The organism is Pseudomonas sp. A25(2017) (assembly GCF_002001065.1).
Classification (GTDB): domain Bacteria; phylum Pseudomonadota; class Gammaproteobacteria; order Pseudomonadales; family Pseudomonadaceae; genus Aquipseudomonas; species Aquipseudomonas kilonensis.
The window spans coordinates 179,208-200,883 of the sequence record NZ_MUOA01000068.1 but is presented as its reverse complement, the minus strand read 5'-3'; the positions used below and the strand labels follow the sequence as shown (position 1 = coordinate 200,883).

Below are 21,676 nucleotides of genomic sequence, written 5' to 3'. Positions count from 1 at the left end.
GTGCTGGCCAACCGCGACAGTCTCAACGTGCTGGAAAACTTTGTGTATGGCGATACGCCGGAACTTGCAGGCATTCGTTGCGTGCTCGATGACCTGAAGGCCGCCGGCCCCGATGGGCAATGGGAGTTCTTGCTGGGCCCCTTGGCGGACCAGAGCAACATCCGGCAACTGCCGCTCAAGACGCTGCTGGTCCAGTTGGAGCTGCGCCGGCTGATCGCGCCACGCTATGCCTATTTCGCGGAGTATCGCTTCAAGTACCTGAGCGAGCCGCACGAGCTGCTGGCGCACTTCGAAGGTGAGCGAAGGGACTTCGTCTCGGCCATCATCCAGACCTCCAGTCGCGCCCGGGCCTGGGCCACGGTAAATTTCGATGGGATGTACCAGCAATATCACGCTGAGCGTAATCGCGTGGTCAAGGCGCTGGATTATTTCCAGGAAAAGGGCTGGATCGAGCTGGAAAGCAAACAGATGACCGAGGTGTACAGCGTGCTGCAAGCGGACCTGGATACGCAGGTCTTGAGTGCCGAGCTACACGCCTATTTCACCCGACACGAACAAGGTGAAATCGCGCGAATCCACGCCATGCTCGAGTTGTTCGCCACCGACCGTTGCCTGGGTTACCGCCTGGCGCAATATTTCGGCGATGACCATGCGCCAATCCAGTGTGGCCATTGTTCGGTGTGCCATGGGCATGTCGCTCGCCTGCCGGAGCCGCCTGCGTTGCCGGCGCTTGTGGATAAAAACTTCGAGGCGCTGTGCGGCGACTTTATCCACAAGCACGAGCAGCATAGCGGCAGCGTGCCGTCTGCCGAGCGCCTCACCCGCTTCCTGTGCGCAATCAGCGTGCCGCTGTTCACCCGATTGAAGGCGCGGAAGATCCACGGATATGCCGCACTGGAGGCATACCCATACGCTGAAGTTCGCCAGTGGACCCAAGCGCACCTGTGAGCTGCATCCATCCGCTGAATGCCCTTCATCACACGAATAAATTTCAAAAATATTCGGCGGCTGACTAAGGTGAAGGCTGTCTTCGGATCGCCAACAAGAGAGCCAACATGAACCAGACACCTTTCGATATTCAGCGTGCCGCGGTGGTCGGAGCAGGCACCATGGGCAGGGGCATCGTGATGTGCCTGGCCAACGCTGGCGTAGCGGTGCAGTGGGTCGACAACAATCCGCAGATGCTCGAGCAGGCCCTGGTCGCCGTGGCCGAGACCTATGCCCATGGCGTGCGCCAGGGCCGTATCGACCAGGGTGAGGCCGATGCGCGGATCGCCCGGGTGACACGGGCGGAGGATTACGCGGCAATCCGCAATGTGGACCTGGTGATCGAAGCGGTTTACGAAAACCTTGAGCTCAAACAGAAAATCTTTCGTGAGCTGGACGGCCTGCTCAAGCCCGAAGCCATCCTGGCGAGCAACACCTCGGCGCTGGACATCGATGCCATCGCCGCTGTCACCCGCCGGCCAACCCAGGTCCTGGGCCTGCATTTCTTCAGCCCGGCGCACATCATGAAGCTGCTGGAAATCGTTCGCGGAGCACAAACCTCCAAAACGGTGCTGGACGCGGCGTTGGTGCTGGGCAAGCGCATGGGCAAGGTCAGCGTTGTATCGGGCAATTGCCATGGATTCATTGGCAACCGAATGCTTCATCCTTATGTGCTGGAAGCGCGCAAGATGCTGCTGGAGGGGGCATTCCCCCATCAGGTGGATGCGGCGTTGCAAGGCTTCGGCTTCGCCATGGGGCCGTTTCGCATGTACGACGTCGTCGGCATCGACCTGGAATGGCGCGCCCGTGAGCTGGCGGGCAAGGGCCAGGACGCGCCCGAGGTGCAAGTGGACAACCGTTTGTGCGAGCTGGGACGCTTCGGCCAGAAAAGCGGCAATGGGTACTATCACTACGAACCGGGCAGTCGACAGGCCGAGCATGATGTCGAGGTCGATGCGCTGGTGCTGCGGGTCAGTGAGGCGCTGGGTTTCCAGCGTCGCGAGATCGGCCCGGAGGAAATCCTCGAGCGCTGCTTGCTGGCGCTGGTCAACGAGGGGGCAAAGATCCTGCAGGAAGGCATTGCCGAGTCGGCCCACGATATCGACCTGGTCTACCTGAACGGTTACGGCTTCCCAGTGGACAAGGGCGGGCCGATGGCCTGGGCCGACGGGCAGGGGCTGGAGAATATCCACACACGCCTGTTGGAGCTCGAAACGAAGCAGGGCGACCAGTGGAAGCCCGCGCGCCTGATCGGCGAGCTGGCAGCACAGGGCAAGGGGTTCGCGAACCGATAGGTCGCCATCCCGTGAACCATTGAACAACCATGAAGAGCACTTGATGCCCCAACGCAACGAATACCCACACTTGCAACCCATCACCACGCGCTGGCACGACAACGATGTGTACGGTCATGTCAATAACGTCACCTACTACAGTTTTTTCGACACCGCCGTGAATACCTACCTGATCGAAGTGGGTGGCCTGGATGTCCATGACGGAGAGGTGGTGGGGTTCGTGGTGAGCTCGGCCTGCGACTACTTCGCCTCGATTGCCTTTCCAGACCGGATTGAAATTGGCCTGCGGGTCGGCAAGCTGGGCAGCAGTTCGGTGCAATACGAGCTGGCGGTGTTCAAGGCGGGTGAGGAGGAGGCTTGCGCGGCGGGGCGTTTTGTTCACGTATTCGTGGACCGGGCGTCGAATCGGCCAGTGGCGATTCCGGATCGGCTGCGTGGGGCTTTGGAGCAGTTGGTGGTCTGAAACAAAAAATCGCAGCCTCCTGTCAGCTCTGGGAGCTGCCGGAGGCTGCGATCTTCAACGGCGGATATCAGTCAGCCGTTAGTCGCGGTAGTGGCGATGATGTTTTTTGCGATGCCCGTAGGCATGGCCGCGACCTGGGTGGCCGTCACGGTAGTAGCGGCGGTCACCACGGCGACCGTCATAACGACGATCATCGTCATCGTCCTTGCCCATGTAGTTACCCAGCGCGCCACCCGCGCCGCCGCCCGCCGCCGCACCGATCAGGCTGCCAGTGCTGCCGCCGACACTACGGCCGACCACGTTACCACCGGCCGCGCCCAGCGCACCGCCGATCGCCGCTTCGCCGCGGCTGTGTCTGTCTGCACCGACTGCACTGCCGCCCGCACCGCCCAGCGCCGCGCCGATAGTGGAACCGGTGTTGCCGCCCAGGGACTGGCCGACGACCGAACCCAAAACCCCGCCCAATGCGCCGCCCACACCTGCTTCGGCAGTGCCACCGGCAGAAGCGATGCCACTGGTCAGGCTAAGGGACAACAAGAGAATGGAGGAGAACTTCATAGAGGAGCCTCAAAGGGATGACGGCGCGATCCTGAGGCTGGCTTCGCTTGGTTACAATAGAAATCCGACGAGTAACACGACTTGTGCACAATTCTCTAAGTTATTGTTTTCTAGTGGGAACTTAAGGCAATTCGGCCGGTCTTTAGCTACTTCGGACAGGCCGTTTTCTATGGGAAACGGCCTTTTTGTGGGCGTTCGAAAAATAGGATTGTGAGAACAAAGCTGTGTGGGAGCAAAGCTTGCTCGCGACACAGGCGACTCTGAACTTCTGAAAGACCGCACCGCTTTCATCGCGGGCAAGCCTTGCTCCCACACAACCTAAATCCTCGCCATAGACGTGTGTGTCAGGCCGACTTGGCCAGGATCAGTCCATTCTCACTCGCCGCTTCCAGGCGGATCGCGACGAATTTCGACGTTGGGGTATGGCTGCCGTCGCCCGTGCTTTCCAGTGGCACCAGCGGGTTCACTTCAGGGTAGTAGGCCGCAGCCTGCCCGGCAGGAATGTCGAACGCCAGCAGGGTAAAGCCCTTGACCCGACGCTCGCGACCGTCATCCCAGAGCGAGACGATGTCGGCTTTCTGTCCCGGCTTGAAGCCCAGGCGAATGATGTCCGCTTCGTTGACGAACAACACGTCACGCTGGCCCTTCACACCGCGATAGCGGTCATCCAGGCCATAAATGGTGGTGTTGTACTGATCGTGGGAACGCATGGACTGCATGATCAGGTCGGGCAACTGGCCGGTGGCCCGAGTGCGTTCATGCACAAGGTCGGTCGGCAACCGGTTGGGCTTGAAGTTGGCGCGACCCGACGGGGTGTTCCAGCGCCGCGAGCCGGCGCTGTTGCCCAGATAGAATCCGCCGGGGTTCTTCAGCTTTTCGTTGAAGTCCTTGAAGCCGGGTACGGTCTCGGCGATCAGATCGCGGATGCGACTGTAGTCGGCCACCAGCCAGTTCCAGTCCACCGGGCGGCTACCCAGCGTGGCGGCGGCAATGCCGGCGATGATCCACGGTTCAGAGCGCATCTGGTTCGACAGCGGCTGCAACTGGCCCCTGGAGGCATGCACCATGCTGAAGGAGTCTTCCACGGTCACCGCTTGCGCACCTTCGGTTTGCAGGTCGATGTCGGTGCGGCCCAGGCACGGCAGGATCAGTGCCTCCTTGCCGTGAGCCAGATGGCTGCGGTTGAGCTTGGTGCTGATCTGCACCGTCAGGTCGCAATTGGCCAAGGCCTGGAACGTGCGATGGCTGTCCGGTGTGGCTTGGGCAAAGTTTCCGCCCAGGGCGATGAACACCTTCGCCTGGCCGTCGGCCATGGCGTGGATCGCCTCGACTACGTTGTGGCCGTTTTCACGCGGTACCTTGAATTGGAAGCGCCGCTCCAGCGAGTCGAGGAACGCCACTGGCGGACGCTCGTTGATGCCCATGGTCCGGTCGCCCTGGACGTTGCTGTGGCCGCGTACCGGGCACAGGCCTGCGCCTGGCCGGCCGATGTTGCCGCGCAGCATCATCACGTTGGCGATTTCCTGGATGGTCGCCACCGAATGACGGTGCTGGGTAATACCCATCGCCCAGCACATGATCACGTTCTCGCTTTTGGCGTACATGCGCGCCGCTTGCTCGATGTCGACCAGGGTCATGCCCGATTGCTCGACGATCTGTTCCCACGGCGTATCGTCGACCGCAGCCAGGTAGTCCAGCACGTTGGTGCTGTGTTCGTTGAGGAACGCGTGGTCGAACACCGCCGCAGCGCCAGTGTTCTGCGCGTCACGCTCCCACTGCAGCAGGAATTTCGCCATGCCGCGCAAGATCGCCATGTCGCCACCCAGGGCCGGGCGGAAATAGGCGGTGTTGGTCGGCTTATTGCCGTTGGTGAGCATTTCGATCGGGCTCTGCGGATGCTGGAAGCGCTCCAGGCCACGCTCCTTGAGCGGGTTGATGCAGACCACTTGGGCGCCGCGTTTCACCGCCTCGCGCAGCGGTTCGAGCATCCGCGGATGGTTGGTACCGGGGTTCTGGCCCCAGACGAAAATCGCGTCGGCGTGCTCGAAATCGTCGAAGGTCACCGTGCCCTTGCCCACGCCAACGCTCTGGGACAGCGCTACGCCGCTGGCCTCGTGACACATGTTCGAGCAGTCGGGGAAGTTGTTGGTGCCATAGGCGCGCACGAACAGTTGATACAAGTAGGCCGCTTCGTTACTGGCTCGGCCCGAGGTGTAGAACTCGGCCTGGTTCGGGCTGGACAACCCTTGCAGGTGCTTGCCGACCAGGGCGAACGCCGCTTCCCAACTGATGGGCTTGTAGCGGTCGGTTTCGGCGTCGTAGCGCATTGGCTCGGTCAGGCGACCCTGGTACTCGAGCCAGTAGTCGCTCTGCTCCAGCAGCGAGCTCACGCTGTGCTTGGCGAAAAATGCCGCGTCGACGCGGCGCTTGGTGGCTTCCCAGTTCACGGCCTTGGCGCCGTTCTCGCAGAACTTGACCACGCCGCTTTCCGGCGAGTCACCCCAGGCACAACCTGGGCAGTCAAAACCGCCATTCTGGTTGGTCTTGAGCATCATGCGGATGTTCTTCAGCGCGTTGTCGCTGGTCAACCAGGCCTGAGCGACGCTGATCAGCGCTCCCCAGCCACCGGCCGGGCCCTTGTAGGGCTTGTAGCGCGGTACGGGTTTCTGGTCGGCTTGTTGATGATTGCTCACGCTTGTTTCTCCATCGCAGGGCTGTAGACCCGCGGCGCACTTTTTTGCGGCAGGTGGATGAGGTTGAGGTTGTGTTGGCGGGCCCACTGCACCGCAAGGCCCGTGGGCGACGACAGGCTGACCAGGGTCTGGATGCTGGCCCGCAGGACTTTCTGGATCAGTTCGAGGCTGCAACGGCTGGTGACGATCGCCACGCCGCCGGCCACCGGGATCTGCTGCCGGATCAACGCGCCGATCAGCTTGTCGAGGGCGTTGTGCCGGCCAATGTCTTCGCGACCCAGCAGCAATTCGCCCTGGGCGTTCATGAACAGCGCGGCGTGGACCGCGCCGCAGTACTGGCCCAGGGGCTGGAACTGGCTGATACGGTCACGCAGGCCATCAAGCCACTGGGCCGGTGGCAGCGGTGCGCCGGGCAGCACCTTGAGGTTTGGCAATGCCTGTTCCACCGCTTCCACACCGCACAAGCCGCAGCCACTGGTGCCCGTCAATTGCCGGCGTTGCTGCTTGAGGTTCCAGAAGGCGCGGTTGGCGATGGTCACCTCGGCATGGTGCGCAGCACCCGTACCGCTCAGTTGCAGGTCATAGATGTCCGATGCGTCTTCAATGATGCCGCTGCCGAGGCTGAAGCCGACGATGAAGTCTTCAAGGTCGGAGGGGGTGACCAGCATGACCGCCTGGCTGATGCCGTTATAGGCAATCGCCAGCGCCACTTCCTCGGCCAGCGCGGTGCTGTCCGATTGGGAGTGGTCCAGGTTGCAGTAGCGATAGCTCTGGCTGGCGGCCGGCGCGGATGTTTCCATCGCAGGCGCTGGACTGACCGGAGGCTTGTCGTTCATAGGCATCACTGAAAGTAGGAATAGTGTTAAGACTAAATGCGGCAATCTGCCACGTCTAATCGCTATTACTGATCTTCCAATAGATGACGTCGATCAAGAAGTCGTCGCTGATTTCTGATAAAGGGCAAAACAGGCCTCTGCCAAGGCCGAGCGTGGGGCGCCGCGTCGCATGATCAGGCCCAGCGGGACTAACGTCTGCGCGCTTTCGATGGGCTGTATGCGCAAGTCTTCGGTCAGCACATTCAGGCCGCTGTCCAAGGGCATCACCGCGCAACACAGTCCGCCGTGCACAGCTTGTAACAATTGATGCACCGCGTCGGTTTGCAACAGCGGTTGAGGCGTGAGGCCCCGGCTGTGGAAGTTGTGGTCGATGGATTGGCGAAAATGCATGCCGCTGGTGAGCATGCCCAGGGGCAGCTCGATCAGCGCTTCCCAGCTCAGCGGTTGTTCGCCGAAAAAGAAAAAGCGCTGGTCGTAGAGCAGGCCCATGCGGGTGTGGCTGAAGGGCAGGGCTTCGAAACGTTCGTTGTCCAGGCGTTCCAGATAGGAAATACCCAGGTCGATACGGTTGTTCGCCAACTGTTCAAGGATGCGTTCGGAGCTCAGGGACGACAATTCGAAACGCAGGCTGGGGTGCTCGGCGTGCAAGCGCTGCATCATTGCCATCGGGTCGAAGTCCGACAACGGCACCACGCCCAGGCGCAGCGTACCCACCAGGTTGCCACGACAGGCCGCCGCTTCGGCATGCAGCCCGTCATAGGCCGCCAACACCGTGCGCGCCCAGGCCAGCACCCGTTCCCCCGGCGCGGTAAAACCTTCAAAGCGCTGGCCGCGATTGACCAGCGGCAGGTCGAGTTCTTCTTCAAGGCTGCGCAGGCGCATCGACAGGGTCGGCTGGGTGATGTGGCAGCGTGCGGCGGCTTGGCCGAAGTGGCGGGTTTCGTCGAGCGCGATGAGAAATTTCAGCTGCTTGATGTCCATCTTCGCTCCAGGGCGCAGGAAGGTTCGGATTCTAGCGCTTGCGCGTGGCGGGGTCATTGGTCGGTTGGGAACCGGGTTCGTTTCGCCTGGTCTAGTCTTTGCGTCTGGACACTTAAATCAAGGAGCGTGTGCCATGAGTATTTTTAGCTTTGTGAAGGAAGCCGGTGAAAAGCTGATCGATCTGCTGACCCCCGGGAATGCCAATGCCAGCGAACAACTGAAAGCGCACATCGCAAAGGTCGGCCTGGGTAATCCGAATGTCCAGGCGACCATCGACGGCGACAAAGTCATTGTCACCGGTGAAGTAGCGAGCCAGGAAGAAAAGGAAAAGATCCTGTTGGCGGTGGGCAATATCGCCGGTGTCGGCAGTGTCGAGGACCAGATTACGGTGACTGGCCCGGTGGCTAAAGAGGCCAAGTTTGTGACAGTCGAAAAAGGTGACACCTTGAGTGCCATTTCCAAGCGTGTTTATGGTGATGCGAATAAGTACCAGAAAATTTTCGAGGCCAATAAACCGATGCTGTCGCACCCGGACAAGATCTATCCGGGGCAGGTGTTGCGTATTCCCGAGTAACCTTCAGGCCTGACAGCCCGGATGTTGTCGATCGAGTGCATATCCATTGCTGCGGTAACGGCGGCTTATGGTTCCGCTCTTACAGCGGGTCACTTTTGAAGAGCGCCAAAAGTAACCAAAAACGCTTTGCCCCACCACTCGGTGCCTCGCCTAGGCTCGGCATGCCCTCTCTCCGGCATTGCTCCGTGGGCCGCCGCGAAGGGCCATCCATGGCCCAGCGCGGCTATCCCGGCATCCATGCCGGGATGCCCACTCCACAATGCCTGCGTTCGGCCAGCGTGGTTAACGGGGCACCGAGATCAACGTCCACCGCGAGGCGGCCTTAGAGCCGACCTGACTCTCCCGGTCGTACACCCATCAGCTCTGTTTGAGCAGGACCTGTGGGAGCAAAGCTTGCTCGCGATGCGGCCTTAGGGCCGACCTGACTCTCCCGGTCGTACACCCATCAGCTCTGTTTGAGCAGGATCTGTGGGAGCAAAGCTTCCTCGCGATGCGGCCTTAGGGCCGGCCTGACTCTCCCGGTCGTACATCCATCAGCTCTGTTTGAGCAGGACCTGTGGGAGCAAAGCTTGCTCGCGATGCGGCCTTACAGCCGGCCTATTTCTCCGACCGTGCCCCGATCCAACTGTGGGAGCGAGCTTGCTCGCGATGAATACGGCGCGGTTCAAAGCCCGGCAATCAAGTCCCGATAATCCCCCAACGCGTCAAACTCCCCCGTGTCCTTCGGTCCTTTGCGGCTATCCGGCTCGCTCACGGCCAGCAAGTGCGCCACGCCGAAGTCCCGAGCACTGCGCAGCACGGGCAGGGTGTCGTCGATGAACAGGCTGCGGGCCGGGTCGAAATTCAAGTCGGCTTGCAGCGCGTCCCAGAATTGCGGGTTTTCCTTGGGGAAGCCGTAGTCGTGGGAACTGATCAAGCGGTCGAAGTAAGGGGCCAGTTCGATGCGTTCCAGCTTCAGGGACAATGAATCGCGGTGGGCGTTGGTGATCATCACCACGCGCTTGCCGGCCCGCTGGATCGCCGCGAGGAAGGTATCGGCGTCCGGGCGCAAGGCGATCAGGTGCGCGGTTTCCAACTTCAGTTCGCGTACCGGCAGTTTCAGCTCGGTGCTCCAGAAATCCAGGCAATACCATTGCAACTGGCCGGCGTTGCGCTCGAACAGCGGCTGCAGCTCCATCTCGGCCATCGCCCGGCTCACGCCATGCAGTTCGGCGTAGCGCTGGGGCAGGTGTTCGAGCCAGAAATGGTTGTCGTAATGCAGGTCCAGCAGGGTGCCGTCCATGTCCAGCAGAACCGTATCGATCTCATGCCAGGGCAGCAAAGCCATAAAACTTCTCCATCGGTAATCGGATATCCGACACAAACAATCAGAATAGGCCGGGTATAGTAGCCCGCTATCGCCCAGGGAGCCGTTTATGCGCCAGAAACCCACCATACTCGATCGCCGGATCGTCGCTACCAGCCGCCTGTTTTGCGTGGAAGAACTGAAACTGCGGTTTTCCAACGGTGTGGAGCGCACCTATGAACGTCTGGCGAGCAAGGGGGTGGGCTACGGCGCGGTGATGATCGTGGCGATGCTCGATGCCGATCACGCGGTGTTGGTGGAAGAGTATTGCGGTGGCACCGACGCCTACGAACTGTCCCTGCCCAAGGGCTTGATCGAGCCAGGCGAAGACGTGCTGGCGGCGGCCGAACGGGAGCTCAAGGAAGAGGCCGGTTTCGGTGCGCGCCAGTTGGAACACCTGACCGAACTGTCGTTGTCCCCCGGCTACATGAGCCAGAAGATCCAGGTGGTGCTGGCGACCGATCTGTATGAAGAACGGCTGGAGGGTGACGAGCCCGAGCCGATGCGTGTGGACAAGGTCAACCTGCGTGAGCTGTCGGCCCTGGCACAGAACCCGCAGTTCACCGAGGGCCGGGCCTTGGCGGCGCTGTACCTGGCCCGTGACCTGCTGGCCCAGCGTGGAGCATTTCTGTCATGACATTTCCTCATTCGCTGATGGCCCCGGTGGTCGAGCTGGCGCTCCAGGCCGGCGAGGCAATCCTGCCGTTCTGGCGCGCCAACGTGCAGGTCAACCACAAGGCCGACGAGTCGCCGGTGACGGCCGCAGACATGGCCGCTCATGATGTGATCGTGGCCGGGCTGACGGCACTGGCCCCGGATATTCCGATCCTCTCCGAAGAAGACGCCGATATTGCCCAAAGCGTGCGCGCCGGCTGGCATCGCTGGTGGTTGGTGGACCCGTTGGATGGCACCAAGGAATTCATTTCCGGCAGCGAGGAGTTCACCGTCAACATCGCGTTGGTGGAGCAGGGCCGTGTGGTGTTCGGCGTGGTATCGATGCCCACCAATGGGCGCTTTTACGTCGGCGGCGCAGGGCTGGGTGCCTGGCGTAGCGACAAGGGCGGCGTGCCTTTGCCTATCGCGGTTCGTGACGTCCTGGCCCCGGGTGAAGCTTTTACCGTGGTCGCCAGCCGTCGGCACACCAGCCCGGAGCAGGAGCGCCTGCTGAATGGCCTGAGCGGGAGCCTGGGTGAGCTGCAACTGACCAGTATTGGCAGTTCGTTGAAGTTTTGCCTGGTGGCCGAAGGCGCGGCGGATTGCTATCCACGACTGGCGCCGACCTCCCAATGGGACACCGCCGCCGCCCAGGGGGTATTGGAAGGTGCGGGTGGCGAGGTGTTGGACTTGAGCGGCGAACCGTTCTGCTATCCACCGCGTGAGTCGCTGTTGAATACGTCGTTTCTGGCGTTGCCGGCGAAAGCGGCTTGGCGTGCAAAGTTGTTGGAGCTTGCTCGCTCTTAAGCCTGGCTCGATCCTTTGTGGCGAGGGGATTGTGGGAGCAAAGCTTGCTCGCGATACAGGCGCCTCGATCTCTGAAAGACCGCAGCGCATCCATCGCGGGCAAGCCTTGCTCCCACACAGCGATAGCTCGCCACAGGGGCCGGCGGTGTTTCAGCGATGCAACACGTACTGCCCCTCGAACTGCACCGCCACGTCCTCGCTGCCGGTATTCATCACCCGCGTCTGCAACGCCAGCCGGGCCCGTCCGTAACGCCGGTAGGTGGCCAGGAAGCGCTTCCAGAGCTTTTCCTCGGGTGCTTGGCAAACCACAGTCGCGTCGCGGGTCACTGGCAGTGGATAGCTGATCTGTCCTTCCTGAATCACGATATGCCCGTCTTCGATGCCTTCCTCGCGCAGGGCCAGGTGCAACCAGCCCCAGCCACCGAGCACCGCGCCGCAATACAGGCTGCCACCGAACATGGTGCTCTTGTGATTGACGTTGGCCGCAAGCGGCAAAGACAGGCGCAGTTGCCGGGCCTGCCAATCGAGCACCTTGAGGCCCATGTCCCGGGTCAAGGGGATGTCGTGGTGCAGGATCGATTCCAGGTAACGACTGTCGCGGTTCATTGCGGGGCCTTTTGCTTGAACGGGAAATGACGATAACTCAATCGGACTCATCGGCCGAACCGTGGCTGCTGTCGCCGAAGTTCAGCCCATGTTTGCGTAACTTGTCGTGCAAGGTCTTGCGTGGAATGCCCAAGGCTTCGGCCAGGCTGCGCACCGAGCTGTGGGGGCGGGCCAGTTCAGCGGCGATCAGGGTTTTCTCGAAGTTTTCCACCTGCTCGCTCAAGCCGCCACTGACCACTTCCACCGGTGCGCCGGGGCTGCCGTCTGGCGCGGCGTTGTCCAGGGCCAGTTCCAGGCCCAGGGCAAAACGTTCGGCGGCGTTCTGCAACTCTCGCACATTGCCCGGCCAACTGTGGCGCAGCAGCAACGCCCGTTGCGCCGGTTGCAATTGATGGGGCGGCAGGCCGTGGCGAGCGCTGGCTTCGTCAGCGAAGTGCTGGAACAGCATCAGCGCATCCTCTCCCCGTTCGCGCAATGGCGGTATGCGCAGCGGGGCGACGTTCAGGCGGTAATACAGGTCGGCGCGAAAACGCCCCTGGTCGGCGGCCTGGCGCAGGTCTTCCTTGGTTGCGGCGATTACGCGGATATCCAGCGGGATCTGTTGATTGCCCCCCAGCCGCTCCACCATGCGCTCTTGCAGCAGACGCAGCAGTTTGACCTGGACATCCAGGCTCATGCTTTCGATTTCATCCAGAAACAGTGTGCCGCCATTGGCGAACTCGAACTTGCCGATGCGGCGTTTCTGCGCGCCGGTAAACGCGCCGGGTTCGTGGCCGAACAGCTCGCTTTCCACCACCGACTCGGCCAGGGCTCCGGCGTTGATCGCCACGAAGGGGCCGTTGCGCCGGCCCGAAAGATCGTGCAATGCACGGGCGACCACTTCCTTGCCGGCGCCGGTTTCACCAAGGATCAACACATCGGCGCGGGTGGCGGCCAGGGCGCCGATCTGCTCGCGCAGGCGCAACATCGGTGTCGATTGGCCGACCAGACGGGCGCTGAGTTCATGGCGATCGCTCAGGGCCAGGCGCAGGCTGCGGTTGTCCAGCACCAATCGACGCAAGGCCAGGGCCCGGCGTACGCTGTCGAGCAGGTGATCACTGGCGAAAGGCTTTTCCAAAAAGTCATAGGCCCCGGCGCGCATCGCCTGCACCGCCAGCGGCACGTCACCGTGGCCGGTGATCAACAGCACCGGCAGTTCTGAGTCCTGGGCGTGGAGTTCGCCCAGCAGTTCGAGGCCATCCATGCCCGGCATGCGAATATCGCTGACTACCACGCCCGGCCAGTCACGGGGCAGTTGCGCGGCCACGCCCTTGGCTTCGGCCAGGGGCAGGATTTTCAGGCCCGCCAGGTCGAGGGTCTGGCTCAGGGCCTGACGCAAATGGGGATCGTCGTCGATCAGCACCACCTCAATCCGGTTGTCGATGGTCATACACTTCGGTCCTCGGACGGTTGCAGGCTCACCCCGGGGGCGCCAGCGCGCAGTTTCAGGGTAATCAGGGCGCCGCCTTCCTTGTGGTTGGCGAACGACAGTTCGCCGCCAAAGGCGCGCATCAGGGTGTCGCAGATCGCCAGCCCCAGGCCTAGGCCTTGGGTGCGCGTCTTGGTGGTGTAGAAGGGCTCGCCGGCGCGGCCCAGGGCTTCCATGCAAAACCCCGGGCCGTTATCGCGGATGTACAGGTTGACGCCGGTTTCGGTGGCCTGGGCACTGAGCCAGAGTTTGCGCGGCGGGCCTTTCTCGGTGAGCGCATCGAGGGCGTTGGCCAGCAGGTTGCCGAGTACCTGGCGCAAGCGGGTTTCGCCGGCCTCGACCCACAGGGTGGCGGCCGGCAAGTCGCGGATCAGTTCCACTTCCATGCTGCGCCGGCGTTTGGCGAGCAGGGCCAGGGCATCGTCCAGCGCCGGCTGCAGGGCGACGCTTTCCGGGGCATGGCGGTCGCGGCGGGCGAAGGCGCGCAGGTGGGCGATGATCGACGCCATGCGCCCCGTCAGTTCGCTGATCAGCTTGAGGTTGCCCCGGGCGTCGTCGGTGCGTTGGTGATCGAGCAGAATCTCGGCGTTTTCCGCGTAGCTGCGAATCGCGGCCAGCGGCTGGTTGAGTTCGTGGCTGATGCTCGCCGACATGGTGCCCAGGGCCGACAGCTTGCCGGCCTGCACCAGGTCATCCTGGGCGCGGACCAACTCCTGCTGGGCCTGTTCGCGCTCCAGCACTTCCTGTTTCAACCGTCGGTTCAGCCCTTCCAGGTCACTGGTGCGCTCGGCCACCCGGCCCTCCAGCTGTTGGCGGGCCTTGGCTTCGAAGGCGATCCGATCCAGGTAATGGCGCCGGCGTTGCATCATCAACCCGAGCAACAGCATCAACACCAGCAACGCCGCGCCACCGATGGCGACCACGGTGCGCACCGGACGATCAATCAGCGTGCGCGGGGCGAGAATGCTCACGCTCCAGCCGGTTTCCTCGATGGACTGGGTCTGGGTCAGCCAGGCGTTGGCGTCCAGGTTCAGCGGCTTGGGATCACGGGTCGGATACGGTTGTACCGCGCTGATGGCCTTGCGCTCATCGTCATTCAAGGGCCGGGTCGCGCGAAATCGCCATTCCTGTCGCGACGTAAGGATGACCACGCCGTTGTGGTCGGTCACCAGCAATTGTTCGGGGGTCTTGCCCCACAGGCTTTCGGTGTGGTCGAGGTCGACCTTGACCACCAGCACGCCGATGACTTTTTCGCGGTCGTGCACGGCGGCGGCAAAGAAGTAACCGCGCTTGGCCGACGTCGTGCCCAAGCCGAAGAAGCGGCCCAGGCGTCCGGCCATGGCTTCGATGAAGTAGGGCCGGAAGGCGAAATTGCGTCCGACGAAACTGTCGTGTTTGTCCCAGTTTGACGCGGCCAGGGTCTTGCCGGAAGGGTCCATCAGGTACATGACTTCGGCGCCGGTCTGGGCGCTGATGTTTTTCAACAGCCGGTTGGCGTTGCCTTGGGTCACGCCATCGTCCGGCGCCGATAAGGCGGCGCGCAAGGCGGGCAGCTCGCCGAGAATCTGTGGCAGCACCTCATAGCGGTGCAGCGTGCCCAACAGGTTGGCGACGTAGAGGTCCAGGGTCTGGCGGTTCTGCCCGGCCAGCTCGCTGCGGTAATAACGTTCGGCCAGGTGTTCCAACGGCCACAGCAAGGGCGCCAGGCACAGCGCGAGCAAGGCCAGGCTGCGCCAACGGGGTCTGCGGGGAAGGGTGGAATTCATGAGCCTCGGACGCCTGTGGTGACAGGCGTATTATGCCTAGTTGCCTTGCAAATACTATTTGTAAGGCAGTACTAGGTTTGTCCGGCGAGGCACTGCTGCAACGCGCTTCGCCAGTCCGGTTGGCTCACCTCCCACTCCTTGAGCAGGCGCGTGCAATCCAGGCGCGAATTAAGTGGCCGCGGGGCTGGAGTCGGATAGGCGCTGGATTCAATGGGCTCCAGCAGCGCACACGGTTTGTGCCGATCGAGCAGGTTTTCGCCGATGGCCTGGGCGAAACCGAACCAGGACGTCTCACCCTGGGCCGTCAGGTGATAGGTGCCCCAGGCGCCGGGGTGGCCGGCCTGCCAGCGCTCGATCAGTTGCGCCGTACTGTCGGCAATGGTGCCGGCCCAGGTCGGTGCGCCGACCTGGTCGGCGACCACCCGCAACTGCGGTTTTTCCTGCAACAGGCGCTGCATGGTCAACAGGAAGTTGCGGCCCTCGGTGGAGTACACCCAACTGGTGCGCAGAATCAGGTGCTGGCCACCAGCCTGGCGGATGGCATTCTCGCCGGCCAGCTTGCTGCGTCCGTAGACACTCAGCGGGTTGGGCGTGTCGTCCTCGGTGTAGGGGGCGGGTTTGAGGCCATCGAAGACGTAGTCGGTGGAGTAGTGAATCAGCGGGACGCCCAGTGCAACCGCTGCCTGGGCCAGGATGCCCGGTGCCGTGGCATTGATGGCGAACGCCCGCTCCGGTTCACTTTCGGCCTGGTCGACGGCCGTGTGGGCGGCAGCGTTGATGATCAGGCCGGGCCTCAGCGCCTCGATGGGCGCGCGCAGGGCGTCCGGTTGCGCCAGGTCGAGCTGGTCGCTGCCGCGCACGATCAACTCGCCCAGGCCGCTCAGGCGCGACTGGAGCGCCCGGGAAACCTGGCCATTCTGGCCGATGATCAGGATACGCAAGGGGGCACTCATGGGAACAGGTCGGCCTCGTGCAGGGCCTTGCCGTTCTGGTCCTTGGCCGAGAGGATCGGCGCGCCTTCGAGCTCCCAGTCGATGGCCAGCTGCGGGTCGTCCCAGCGAATGCAGCGTTCGGCCGATGGCGCGTAGTAGTCGGTGGTCTTGTAGAGGAAGTCCGCTGATTCGCTCAGTACGACGAAACCGTGGGCAAACCCTGGCGGCACCCACAGCTGCCGATGGTTCTGCGCCGACAGGCGTACGCTGGCCCACTGGCCGAAGGTCGGCGAGCTGCGGCGGATGTCCACCGCGATATCCAGCACCTCCCCGGCAGTGACGCGCACGAGTTTTCCCTGGGCCTGTTCGATCTGATAGTGCAGGCCCCGCAGCACGCCCCTGGTGGAGCGTGAATGGTTGTCCTGAACGAACGGCAGGGTGCAGCCGGTCGCCTCGGCAAACGCCCGGGCATTGAAGCTTTCGTAGAAAAAACCTCGGTCGTCGCCAAAGACTTTCGGTTCGATGACCAGGACGTCTGGCAAGCGAGTGGCGATGACATTCATCGTGTTTCTCCGGCGATCTTGAACAAGTACTGGCCGTAGCCGGTCTTGCCAAAATACTGGGCGCGCTCAAGGACGTGCTCGCGGCTGACCCAACCTTGCTGGTAGGCAATTTCTTCCAGGCACGCCACTTTCAGGCCTTGGCGATGTTCGATGGTCTGCACGTATTGCGAGGCTTCCAGCAGGCTATCGTGGGTGCCGGTGTCCAGCCAGGCGAAACCACGGCCGAAGCGCTCGACGTGCAGGTCGCCGCGTTGCAGGTAGGCATTGTTGACGTCGGTGATTTCCAGTTCGCCGCGCTTGGACGGCTTGATGGCCTTGGCGATCTCGATCACGTCGTTATCGTAGAAATACAGGCCGGTTACCGCGTAGCTGGATTTGGGCGCGGTGGGTTTTTCTTCGATGGACATCGCCCGTCCTTCTGGATCGAAATCGATCACGCCAAAACGTTCAGGGTCCTTGACCCAGTAGCCGAACACTGTCGCGCCACTCTGCCGGTTGACGGCGGTCTGCAATTGTTCGCCAAAATGCTGGCCGTGGAAAATGTTGTCGCCCAGGATCAGGCACACCGAGTCGCTGCCAATGAACTGCTCGCCGATCAGGAACGCCTGGGCCAGGCCATCGGGCGTCGGCTGCTCGGCGTAGCTGAACTGCACACCAAACTGATGACCGTCGCCCAAGAGGGCGCGGTATTGCGGCAGATCCTGGGGGGTGGAAATCACCAGGATGTCTTTGATGCCGGCGAGCATCAGCACCGAGATCGGGTAATAAATCATCGGTTTGTCATAAACCGGCAAGAGTTGCTTGGAAACCCCAAGGGTGATCGGGTGCAAGCGTGTGCCGGAACCGCCGGCCAGAACAATGCCCTTCATCATGCAATTGCATCCTTGTTGTCGAGCGAGCCCAGGCGCTCGCCTTGATAGCTGCCGTCCTGGACACGTTGGCACCACAGCAGGTTTTCGAGGTACCACTGCACGGTCTTGCGCAGCCCGGTCTCGAAGGTTTCCCGTGGTGTCCAGCCCAGTTCCCGTTCGATCTTGCTGGCGTCGATGGCGTAGCGCAGGTCGTGGCCGGGGCGATCCTGGACGAAGCTGATCAGGTCGGCATAGTGCTCGACGCCTTCGGGTTTGCGTGGCGCCAGTTCTTCGAGCAGCGCGCAGATGCTGCGCACCACGTCGATGTTTTTCTGCTCGTTGTGACCGCCAATGTTGTAAGTCTCGCCGACCGCGCCTTCGGTGACGACCTTGAGCAGTGCACGGGCATGATCTTCGACAAACAGCCAGTCGCGCACTTGCTGGCCGTTGCCGTAGACCGGTAATGGCTTACCGGCCAGCGCGTTGAGAATCACCAGTGGAATCAGCTTCTCGGGGAAGTGAAACGGCCCGTAGTTGTTCGAGCAGTTGGTCAACAGCACGGGCAAGCCATAGGTGCGTTGCCAGGCACGGACCAGGTGGTCGGACGCCGCCTTGCTCGCCGAATACGGTGAGCTTGGGGCATAGGCGGTGGTCTCGGTGAACAGGTCATCCACACCGTGCAGGTCGCCATACACTTCGTCGGTGGAAATGTGGTGGAAGCGAAACGCGCGTTTCTGCGGCTCGGGCAGGGCCTGCCAATAGGCTCGAGTGGCTTCCAGCAGGCTGTAGGTGCCCACGATATTGGTCTGGATGAAGTCCGCCGGGCCATCAATGGAGCGGTCTACATGGGACTCGGCCGCCAGATGCATGATGGCGTCAGGCTTGAATCGCGCTAGCACCGCACTGACGGTTGGTTGATCGACGATATCGGCCTGGACGAATTCGTAGCGGCTGTCGTGATCGATGCTGCTCAGTGATTCGAGATTGCCGGCATAGGTCAGCTTATCGAGGTTCAGGACCTGGTGTCCGGTATCAAGAATCAAGTGCCGTATGAGAGCCGAGCCGATGAAACCGGCACCGCCAGTGATGAGAATGCGCATCCGGGTAAGCCTTTTTCCGTGAGACGACAGAGCCTTAGGAGCATAGCTTGTAGGCATGGCGGGGGCGGTGCAAGCGAATATCCTATGGACACCCCCTCCCCATATAGCCTCTCAGGAGAGCTGTGCATATTTTTGAACAGGGGGGGGTTGCTTATCCCCCGACTCAGTGGCGTGATAGGCATCCGATCAAAACCACCTCAGGGGTCGTTGTATGCCGCTCACTACGTTGGTTCACCGTGCCAGTTTGCCAAGCCCACAGATCAGCGCCGAGCAGGCGTTGGTGCTGTTGCGCTTGAATTACGGACTCAGCGGCGACCTGCGACCCCTTGGCAGCAACCAGGACCTGAACTACCGCGTCGACAGCGAGCGCGGGCGCTTTGTGTTGAAAATTTGCCACGGCGACTACGCCGTCCAGGAGCTCCAGGCCCAACACGCTGCTCTCAAGCAGTTGGCCGGGCACGGCGCGGTGAAGGTGCCGCGGGTGATTACCGCCAGCAACGGCCAGGACCTGCTGACATTGGACGTCGACGGGCAAGCGGTCCATATGCGACTGCTGGAGTACATCGACGGCCAGTCCCTCACGCAGCTCAAACACCTGCCGCCTGAGTTGGTGACCGGCCTGGGCCGCCTGTGCGCGGAAATGGACCTGGCCCTGGCGACATTCGACCACCCAGGCCTGGAGCGCACCCTGCAATGGGACGCGCGCCACGCCCCCGCCCTGATCGATCACTTGTTGCCTGTCATCGACGACGATCAGCGGCGGCAACTGATCGCCGAGGTCGCGCAACAGGCCGAGCGGCGCTTGCAGCCGCTCAAGGCCAGCCTGCCGGTGCAGGCGATCCACATGGACATCACCGATGACAACGTGGTCTGGCAGCGCGATGCCCAGCGCCAATGGCAATTGCAGGGCGTCATCGATTTCGGCGACCTGATCCGCACTTGGCGCATCACCGACTTGTCGGTGACCTGCGCCGCCCTGCTGCACCACGCCGACGGCGATCCGTTCTTTATCTTGCCGGCGATCAAGGCCTATCACGCGGTCAATCCCTTGCAACGTGAAGAACTGCTGGCGCTATGGCCACTGGTCGTGGCACGCGCCGCGGTACTGGTGCTCAGCGGTGAGCAGCAGGTTTCCATCGACCCGGACAACCAATACAGCCGCGACAACCTGGCCCATGAGTGGGAGATTTTCCGGGTCGCGCACTCGGTGCCCCTCGAACTGATGGAAGCGGCGATTCTCACCGCCGTCGGCCACAGCCTGCCGGCCATTGCCAGCGAAGGCTTTGCGCCGCTGTTGCCGACCCTGGTGGGGCGTGAATTTGCCTTGATTGACCTGGGTGTACTGAGCCCGCATTTCGAGGCCGGCAATTGGGAGCAACCGGGGATCGACCAGCGCCTGTTGAGCGAGGCCGCTGGCGTTCACGGCCTGGCGGCCAGCCGCTACGGGCAGTACCGGTTATCCCGCACCCGACCGGACAGCGCCGTCGAGCCCGATACTTATCCACTGCACGTGGAGTTGAGCGTTCCTCAGGGGACGCCGCTCGAATCCCCGTTCGCCGGGGTCGTGCACAAGACGGCCGACGGCCTGTTGCAGCTGGACAGCGCGCAGTTGAGCGTGCGGCTGTGGGGCGTGACGTCGCCGCTGCATTCCGGCGCGGCACTGGTCAAGGGGCAGGTGCTGGGCGAAGTGACGGGACCGTTGCGGGTCCAGTTGTGTCGGGGCGCCCAGGTGGATCCACCACTGTTCTGCACACCTTCCAGGGCATTGGCCTGGCAGGCGCTTTGCCCTTCGCCGGCGGTGCTGCTGGGGCTGGCTTGTGATGCCGAGCCGGAGATCGATCCCGACGCGCTGCTGGCCCGTCGCGATGCGAGCTTTGCCCGTTCGCAAAAGCACTACTACGTCGACCCGCCGCGTATCGAGCGCGGCTGGCGCAACCACCTGATCGACATGCAGGGCCGCTCGTACCTGGACATGCTCAATAATGTCGCGGTACTGGGCCACGGCCATCCACGCATGGCGGCGGTGGCTGCCCGGCAATGGTCGCTGCTCAATACCAACTCGCGTTTTCACTATGCGGCGATTGCCGAATTTTCCGAGCGCCTGCTGGCGCTGTCGCCCTCCAACATGGATCGGGTGTTCCTGGTCAACAGCGGCACCGAGGCCAACGACCTGGCGATCCGCCTGGCCTGGGCCTACAGCGGCGGGCGGGACATGCTCAGCGTATTGGAGGCCTATCACGGCTGGTCGGTGGCGGCCGATGCGGTCTCGACCTCCATCGCTGACAATCCCCAGGCCCTGAGCAGCCGCCCGGACTGGGTGCATCCGGTGACCGCACCGAACACCTATCGCGGCGAATTCCGTGGCCCCGACACTGCGCCGGACTACGTGCGCAGCGTCGAACACAACCTGGCGAAAATCGCCGAGAGCAAACGCCAGCTCGCCGGTTTCATCTGCGAACCGGTGTACGGCAACGCCGGTGGGATCGCGCTGCCGCCCGGTTACCTCAAACAGGTCTACGCGATGGTGCGCGAGCGCGGTGGGGTCTGCATCGCCGACGAAGTACAGGTCGGTTACGGGCGCATGGGCGAGTTTTTCTGGGGTTTCGAAGAGCAAGGCGTAGTGCCGGACATCATCACCATGGCCAAGGGCATGGGCAACGGCCAGCCGCTGGGCGCGGTCATCACCCGCCGGGAAATCGCCGAGGCGCTGGAAGCCGAGGGGTATTTCTTCTCGTCGGCCGGTGGCAGCCCGGTCAGTTGCCAGATCGGCATGGCGGTGCTGGATGTCATGGAAGAAGACAATCTCTGGGAAAACGCCCGGGTAGTGGGCGGGCATTTCAAGGCGCGGCTGGAGGCCTTGATCGACCGCTATCCATTGGTCGGCGCGGTGCATGGCTCCGGGTTCTACCTGGGCGTGGAACTGATCCGCGACCGCAACACCCTGGAGCCGGCCACTGAAGAAACCACGGCGTTGTGCGATCGCCTGCGAGCGTTGGGGATCTTCATGCAACCGACCGGCGATTACCTGAACATCCTCAAGATCAAACCGCCGATGGTCACCACGCGCCAGAGCGTGGATTTCTTCGTCGATATGCTGGTGAAGGTCTTGGACGAGGGGCTGTAATCGATCGGGAACGCCAGGCTGTAAAGCTGTGTTCTCCTGTGGGAGCGGGCTTGCTCGCGAAAGCGGTGTGTCA

General features: G+C 62.4%; 19 protein-coding genes. 7 read left to right on the top strand and 12 right to left on the bottom strand.

Annotation, left to right across the window (positions count from 1 at the left end; translation table 11 throughout):
* The 3 genes from B0E42_RS17280 to B0E42_RS17270 form a co-directional block, all read left to right on the top strand.
* Nucleotides 1-948 (top strand): RecQ family zinc-binding domain-containing protein (locus B0E42_RS17280; protein ID WP_174599584.1); only part of this gene is annotated, 948 nt, incomplete at its 5' end.
* 107 nt (nt 949-1,055) lie between these two features.
* Entirely contained in the window at nt 1,056-2,282 is a 1,227-nt protein-coding gene (locus tag B0E42_RS17275) for a 3-hydroxyacyl-CoA dehydrogenase (RefSeq protein ID WP_053185084.1), read from the top strand.
* A gap of 43 nt (nt 2,283-2,325) precedes the next feature.
* Entirely contained in the window at nt 2,326-2,745 is a 420-nt protein-coding gene (locus B0E42_RS17270) for a thioesterase family protein (protein WP_018608773.1), read from the top strand.
* A gap of 78 nt (nt 2,746-2,823) precedes the next feature.
* Here the strand turns inward: B0E42_RS17270 and B0E42_RS17265 are convergent, their stop codons facing one another.
* The 4 genes from B0E42_RS17265 to B0E42_RS17250 all read right to left on the bottom strand — a co-directional run bounded on the left by B0E42_RS17265 (nt 2,824) and on the right by B0E42_RS17250 (nt 7,813).
* Entirely contained in the window at nt 2,824-3,303 is a 480-nt protein-coding gene (locus tag B0E42_RS17265) for a glycine zipper domain-containing protein (protein ID WP_024619131.1), read from the bottom strand.
* A 344-nt stretch (nt 3,304-3,647) separates the two neighbouring features.
* Nucleotides 3,648-5,996 (bottom strand): FdhF/YdeP family oxidoreductase, encoded by a 2,349-nt coding sequence (locus B0E42_RS17260; protein WP_077506905.1) that lies wholly within the window; start codon nt 5,994-5,996, stop codon nt 3,648-3,650.
* Nucleotides 5,993-6,832, bottom strand: a complete 840-nt coding sequence (gene fdhD / locus B0E42_RS17255) for a formate dehydrogenase accessory sulfurtransferase FdhD (RefSeq protein WP_053177638.1) — start codon at nt 6,830-6,832, stop codon at nt 5,993-5,995. The genes B0E42_RS17260 and fdhD overlap by 4 nt, the downstream gene beginning before the upstream one ends.
* Before the next feature lie 93 nt (nt 6,833-6,925).
* A complete protein-coding gene (locus tag B0E42_RS17250) occupies nt 6,926-7,813 on the bottom strand; it encodes a LysR family transcriptional regulator (protein WP_077506904.1) in 888 nt (295 codons plus the stop codon).
* A 133-nt stretch (nt 7,814-7,946) separates the two neighbouring features.
* Here B0E42_RS17250 and lysM point away from each other — a divergent pair, with 133 nt between their 5' ends.
* Nucleotides 7,947-8,387 carry a peptidoglycan-binding protein LysM gene (gene lysM, locus B0E42_RS17245; RefSeq protein ID WP_053177641.1) on the top strand — a complete coding sequence of 147 codons (441 nt, stop codon included), beginning with the start codon at nt 7,947-7,949 and terminating at the stop codon, nt 8,385-8,387.
* A gap of 664 nt (nt 8,388-9,051) precedes the next feature.
* On the opposite strand, the gene yrfG is transcribed toward lysM, so the two are convergent.
* The gene (gene yrfG / locus B0E42_RS17240) at nt 9,052-9,714 is read right to left on the bottom strand and encodes a GMP/IMP nucleotidase (RefSeq protein WP_014336052.1); all 663 of its coding nucleotides are present in this window, start codon (nt 9,712-9,714) and stop codon (nt 9,052-9,054) included.
* A gap of 88 nt (nt 9,715-9,802) precedes the next feature.
* Between yrfG and nudE the strand changes: the two genes are divergently transcribed.
* Nucleotides 9,803-10,369 carry an ADP compounds hydrolase NudE gene (gene nudE / locus B0E42_RS17235; protein ID WP_053185093.1) on the top strand — a complete coding sequence of 189 codons (567 nt, stop codon included), beginning with the start codon at nt 9,803-9,805 and terminating at the stop codon, nt 10,367-10,369.
* Nucleotides 10,366-11,193, top strand: a complete 828-nt coding sequence (gene cysQ, locus B0E42_RS17230) for a 3'(2'),5'-bisphosphate nucleotidase CysQ (protein WP_053177643.1) — start codon at nt 10,366-10,368, stop codon at nt 11,191-11,193. Before nudE ends, cysQ begins: the two co-directional genes overlap by 4 nt.
* Before the next feature lie 150 nt (nt 11,194-11,343).
* Here cysQ and B0E42_RS17225 read toward each other — a convergent pair whose 3' ends face one another.
* The 7 genes from B0E42_RS17225 to rfbB form a co-directional block, all read right to left on the bottom strand.
* Nucleotides 11,344-11,799, bottom strand: coding sequence for a YiiD C-terminal domain-containing protein (locus tag B0E42_RS17225; protein ID WP_053177644.1), 456 nt, complete (start codon nt 11,797-11,799; stop codon nt 11,344-11,346).
* A 37-nt stretch (nt 11,800-11,836) separates the two neighbouring features.
* Nucleotides 11,837-13,228, bottom strand: a complete 1,392-nt coding sequence (locus tag B0E42_RS17220) for a sigma-54 dependent transcriptional regulator (protein WP_018606399.1) — start codon at nt 13,226-13,228, stop codon at nt 11,837-11,839.
* On the bottom strand, nt 13,225-15,033 hold the full coding sequence (locus B0E42_RS17215) for an ATP-binding protein (protein WP_018606396.1): 1,809 nt from the start codon (nt 15,031-15,033) through the stop codon (nt 13,225-13,227). Before B0E42_RS17215 ends, B0E42_RS17220 begins: the two co-directional genes overlap by 4 nt.
* A gap of 71 nt (nt 15,034-15,104) precedes the next feature.
* Nucleotides 15,105-15,986 (bottom strand): dTDP-4-dehydrorhamnose reductase, encoded by an 882-nt coding sequence (gene rfbD / locus B0E42_RS17210; protein WP_053177649.1) that lies wholly within the window; start codon nt 15,984-15,986, stop codon nt 15,105-15,107.
* The gene (gene rfbC / locus B0E42_RS17205; protein ID WP_053177651.1) at nt 15,983-16,528 is read right to left on the bottom strand and encodes a dTDP-4-dehydrorhamnose 3,5-epimerase; all 546 of its coding nucleotides are present in this window, start codon (nt 16,526-16,528) and stop codon (nt 15,983-15,985) included. Before rfbC ends, rfbD begins: the two co-directional genes overlap by 4 nt.
* Nucleotides 16,525-17,400, bottom strand: a complete 876-nt coding sequence (rfbA, locus tag B0E42_RS17200; protein ID WP_018606390.1) for a glucose-1-phosphate thymidylyltransferase RfbA — start codon at nt 17,398-17,400, stop codon at nt 16,525-16,527. Before rfbA ends, rfbC begins: the two co-directional genes overlap by 4 nt.
* Complete coding sequence (rfbB, locus tag B0E42_RS17195; protein WP_053177653.1) at nt 17,397-18,479, bottom strand: dTDP-glucose 4,6-dehydratase; 1,083 nt, start codon at nt 18,477-18,479, stop codon at nt 17,397-17,399. The genes rfbA and rfbB overlap by 4 nt, the downstream gene beginning before the upstream one ends.
* Nucleotides 18,480-18,690: 211 nt before the next feature.
* Between rfbB and B0E42_RS17190 the strand changes: the two genes are divergently transcribed.
* Nucleotides 18,691-21,603 carry an aminotransferase gene (locus B0E42_RS17190; protein WP_077506903.1) on the top strand — a complete coding sequence of 971 codons (2,913 nt, stop codon included), beginning with the start codon at nt 18,691-18,693 and terminating at the stop codon, nt 21,601-21,603.
* The last annotated feature ends 73 nt before the right edge of the window (nt 21,604-21,676 follow it).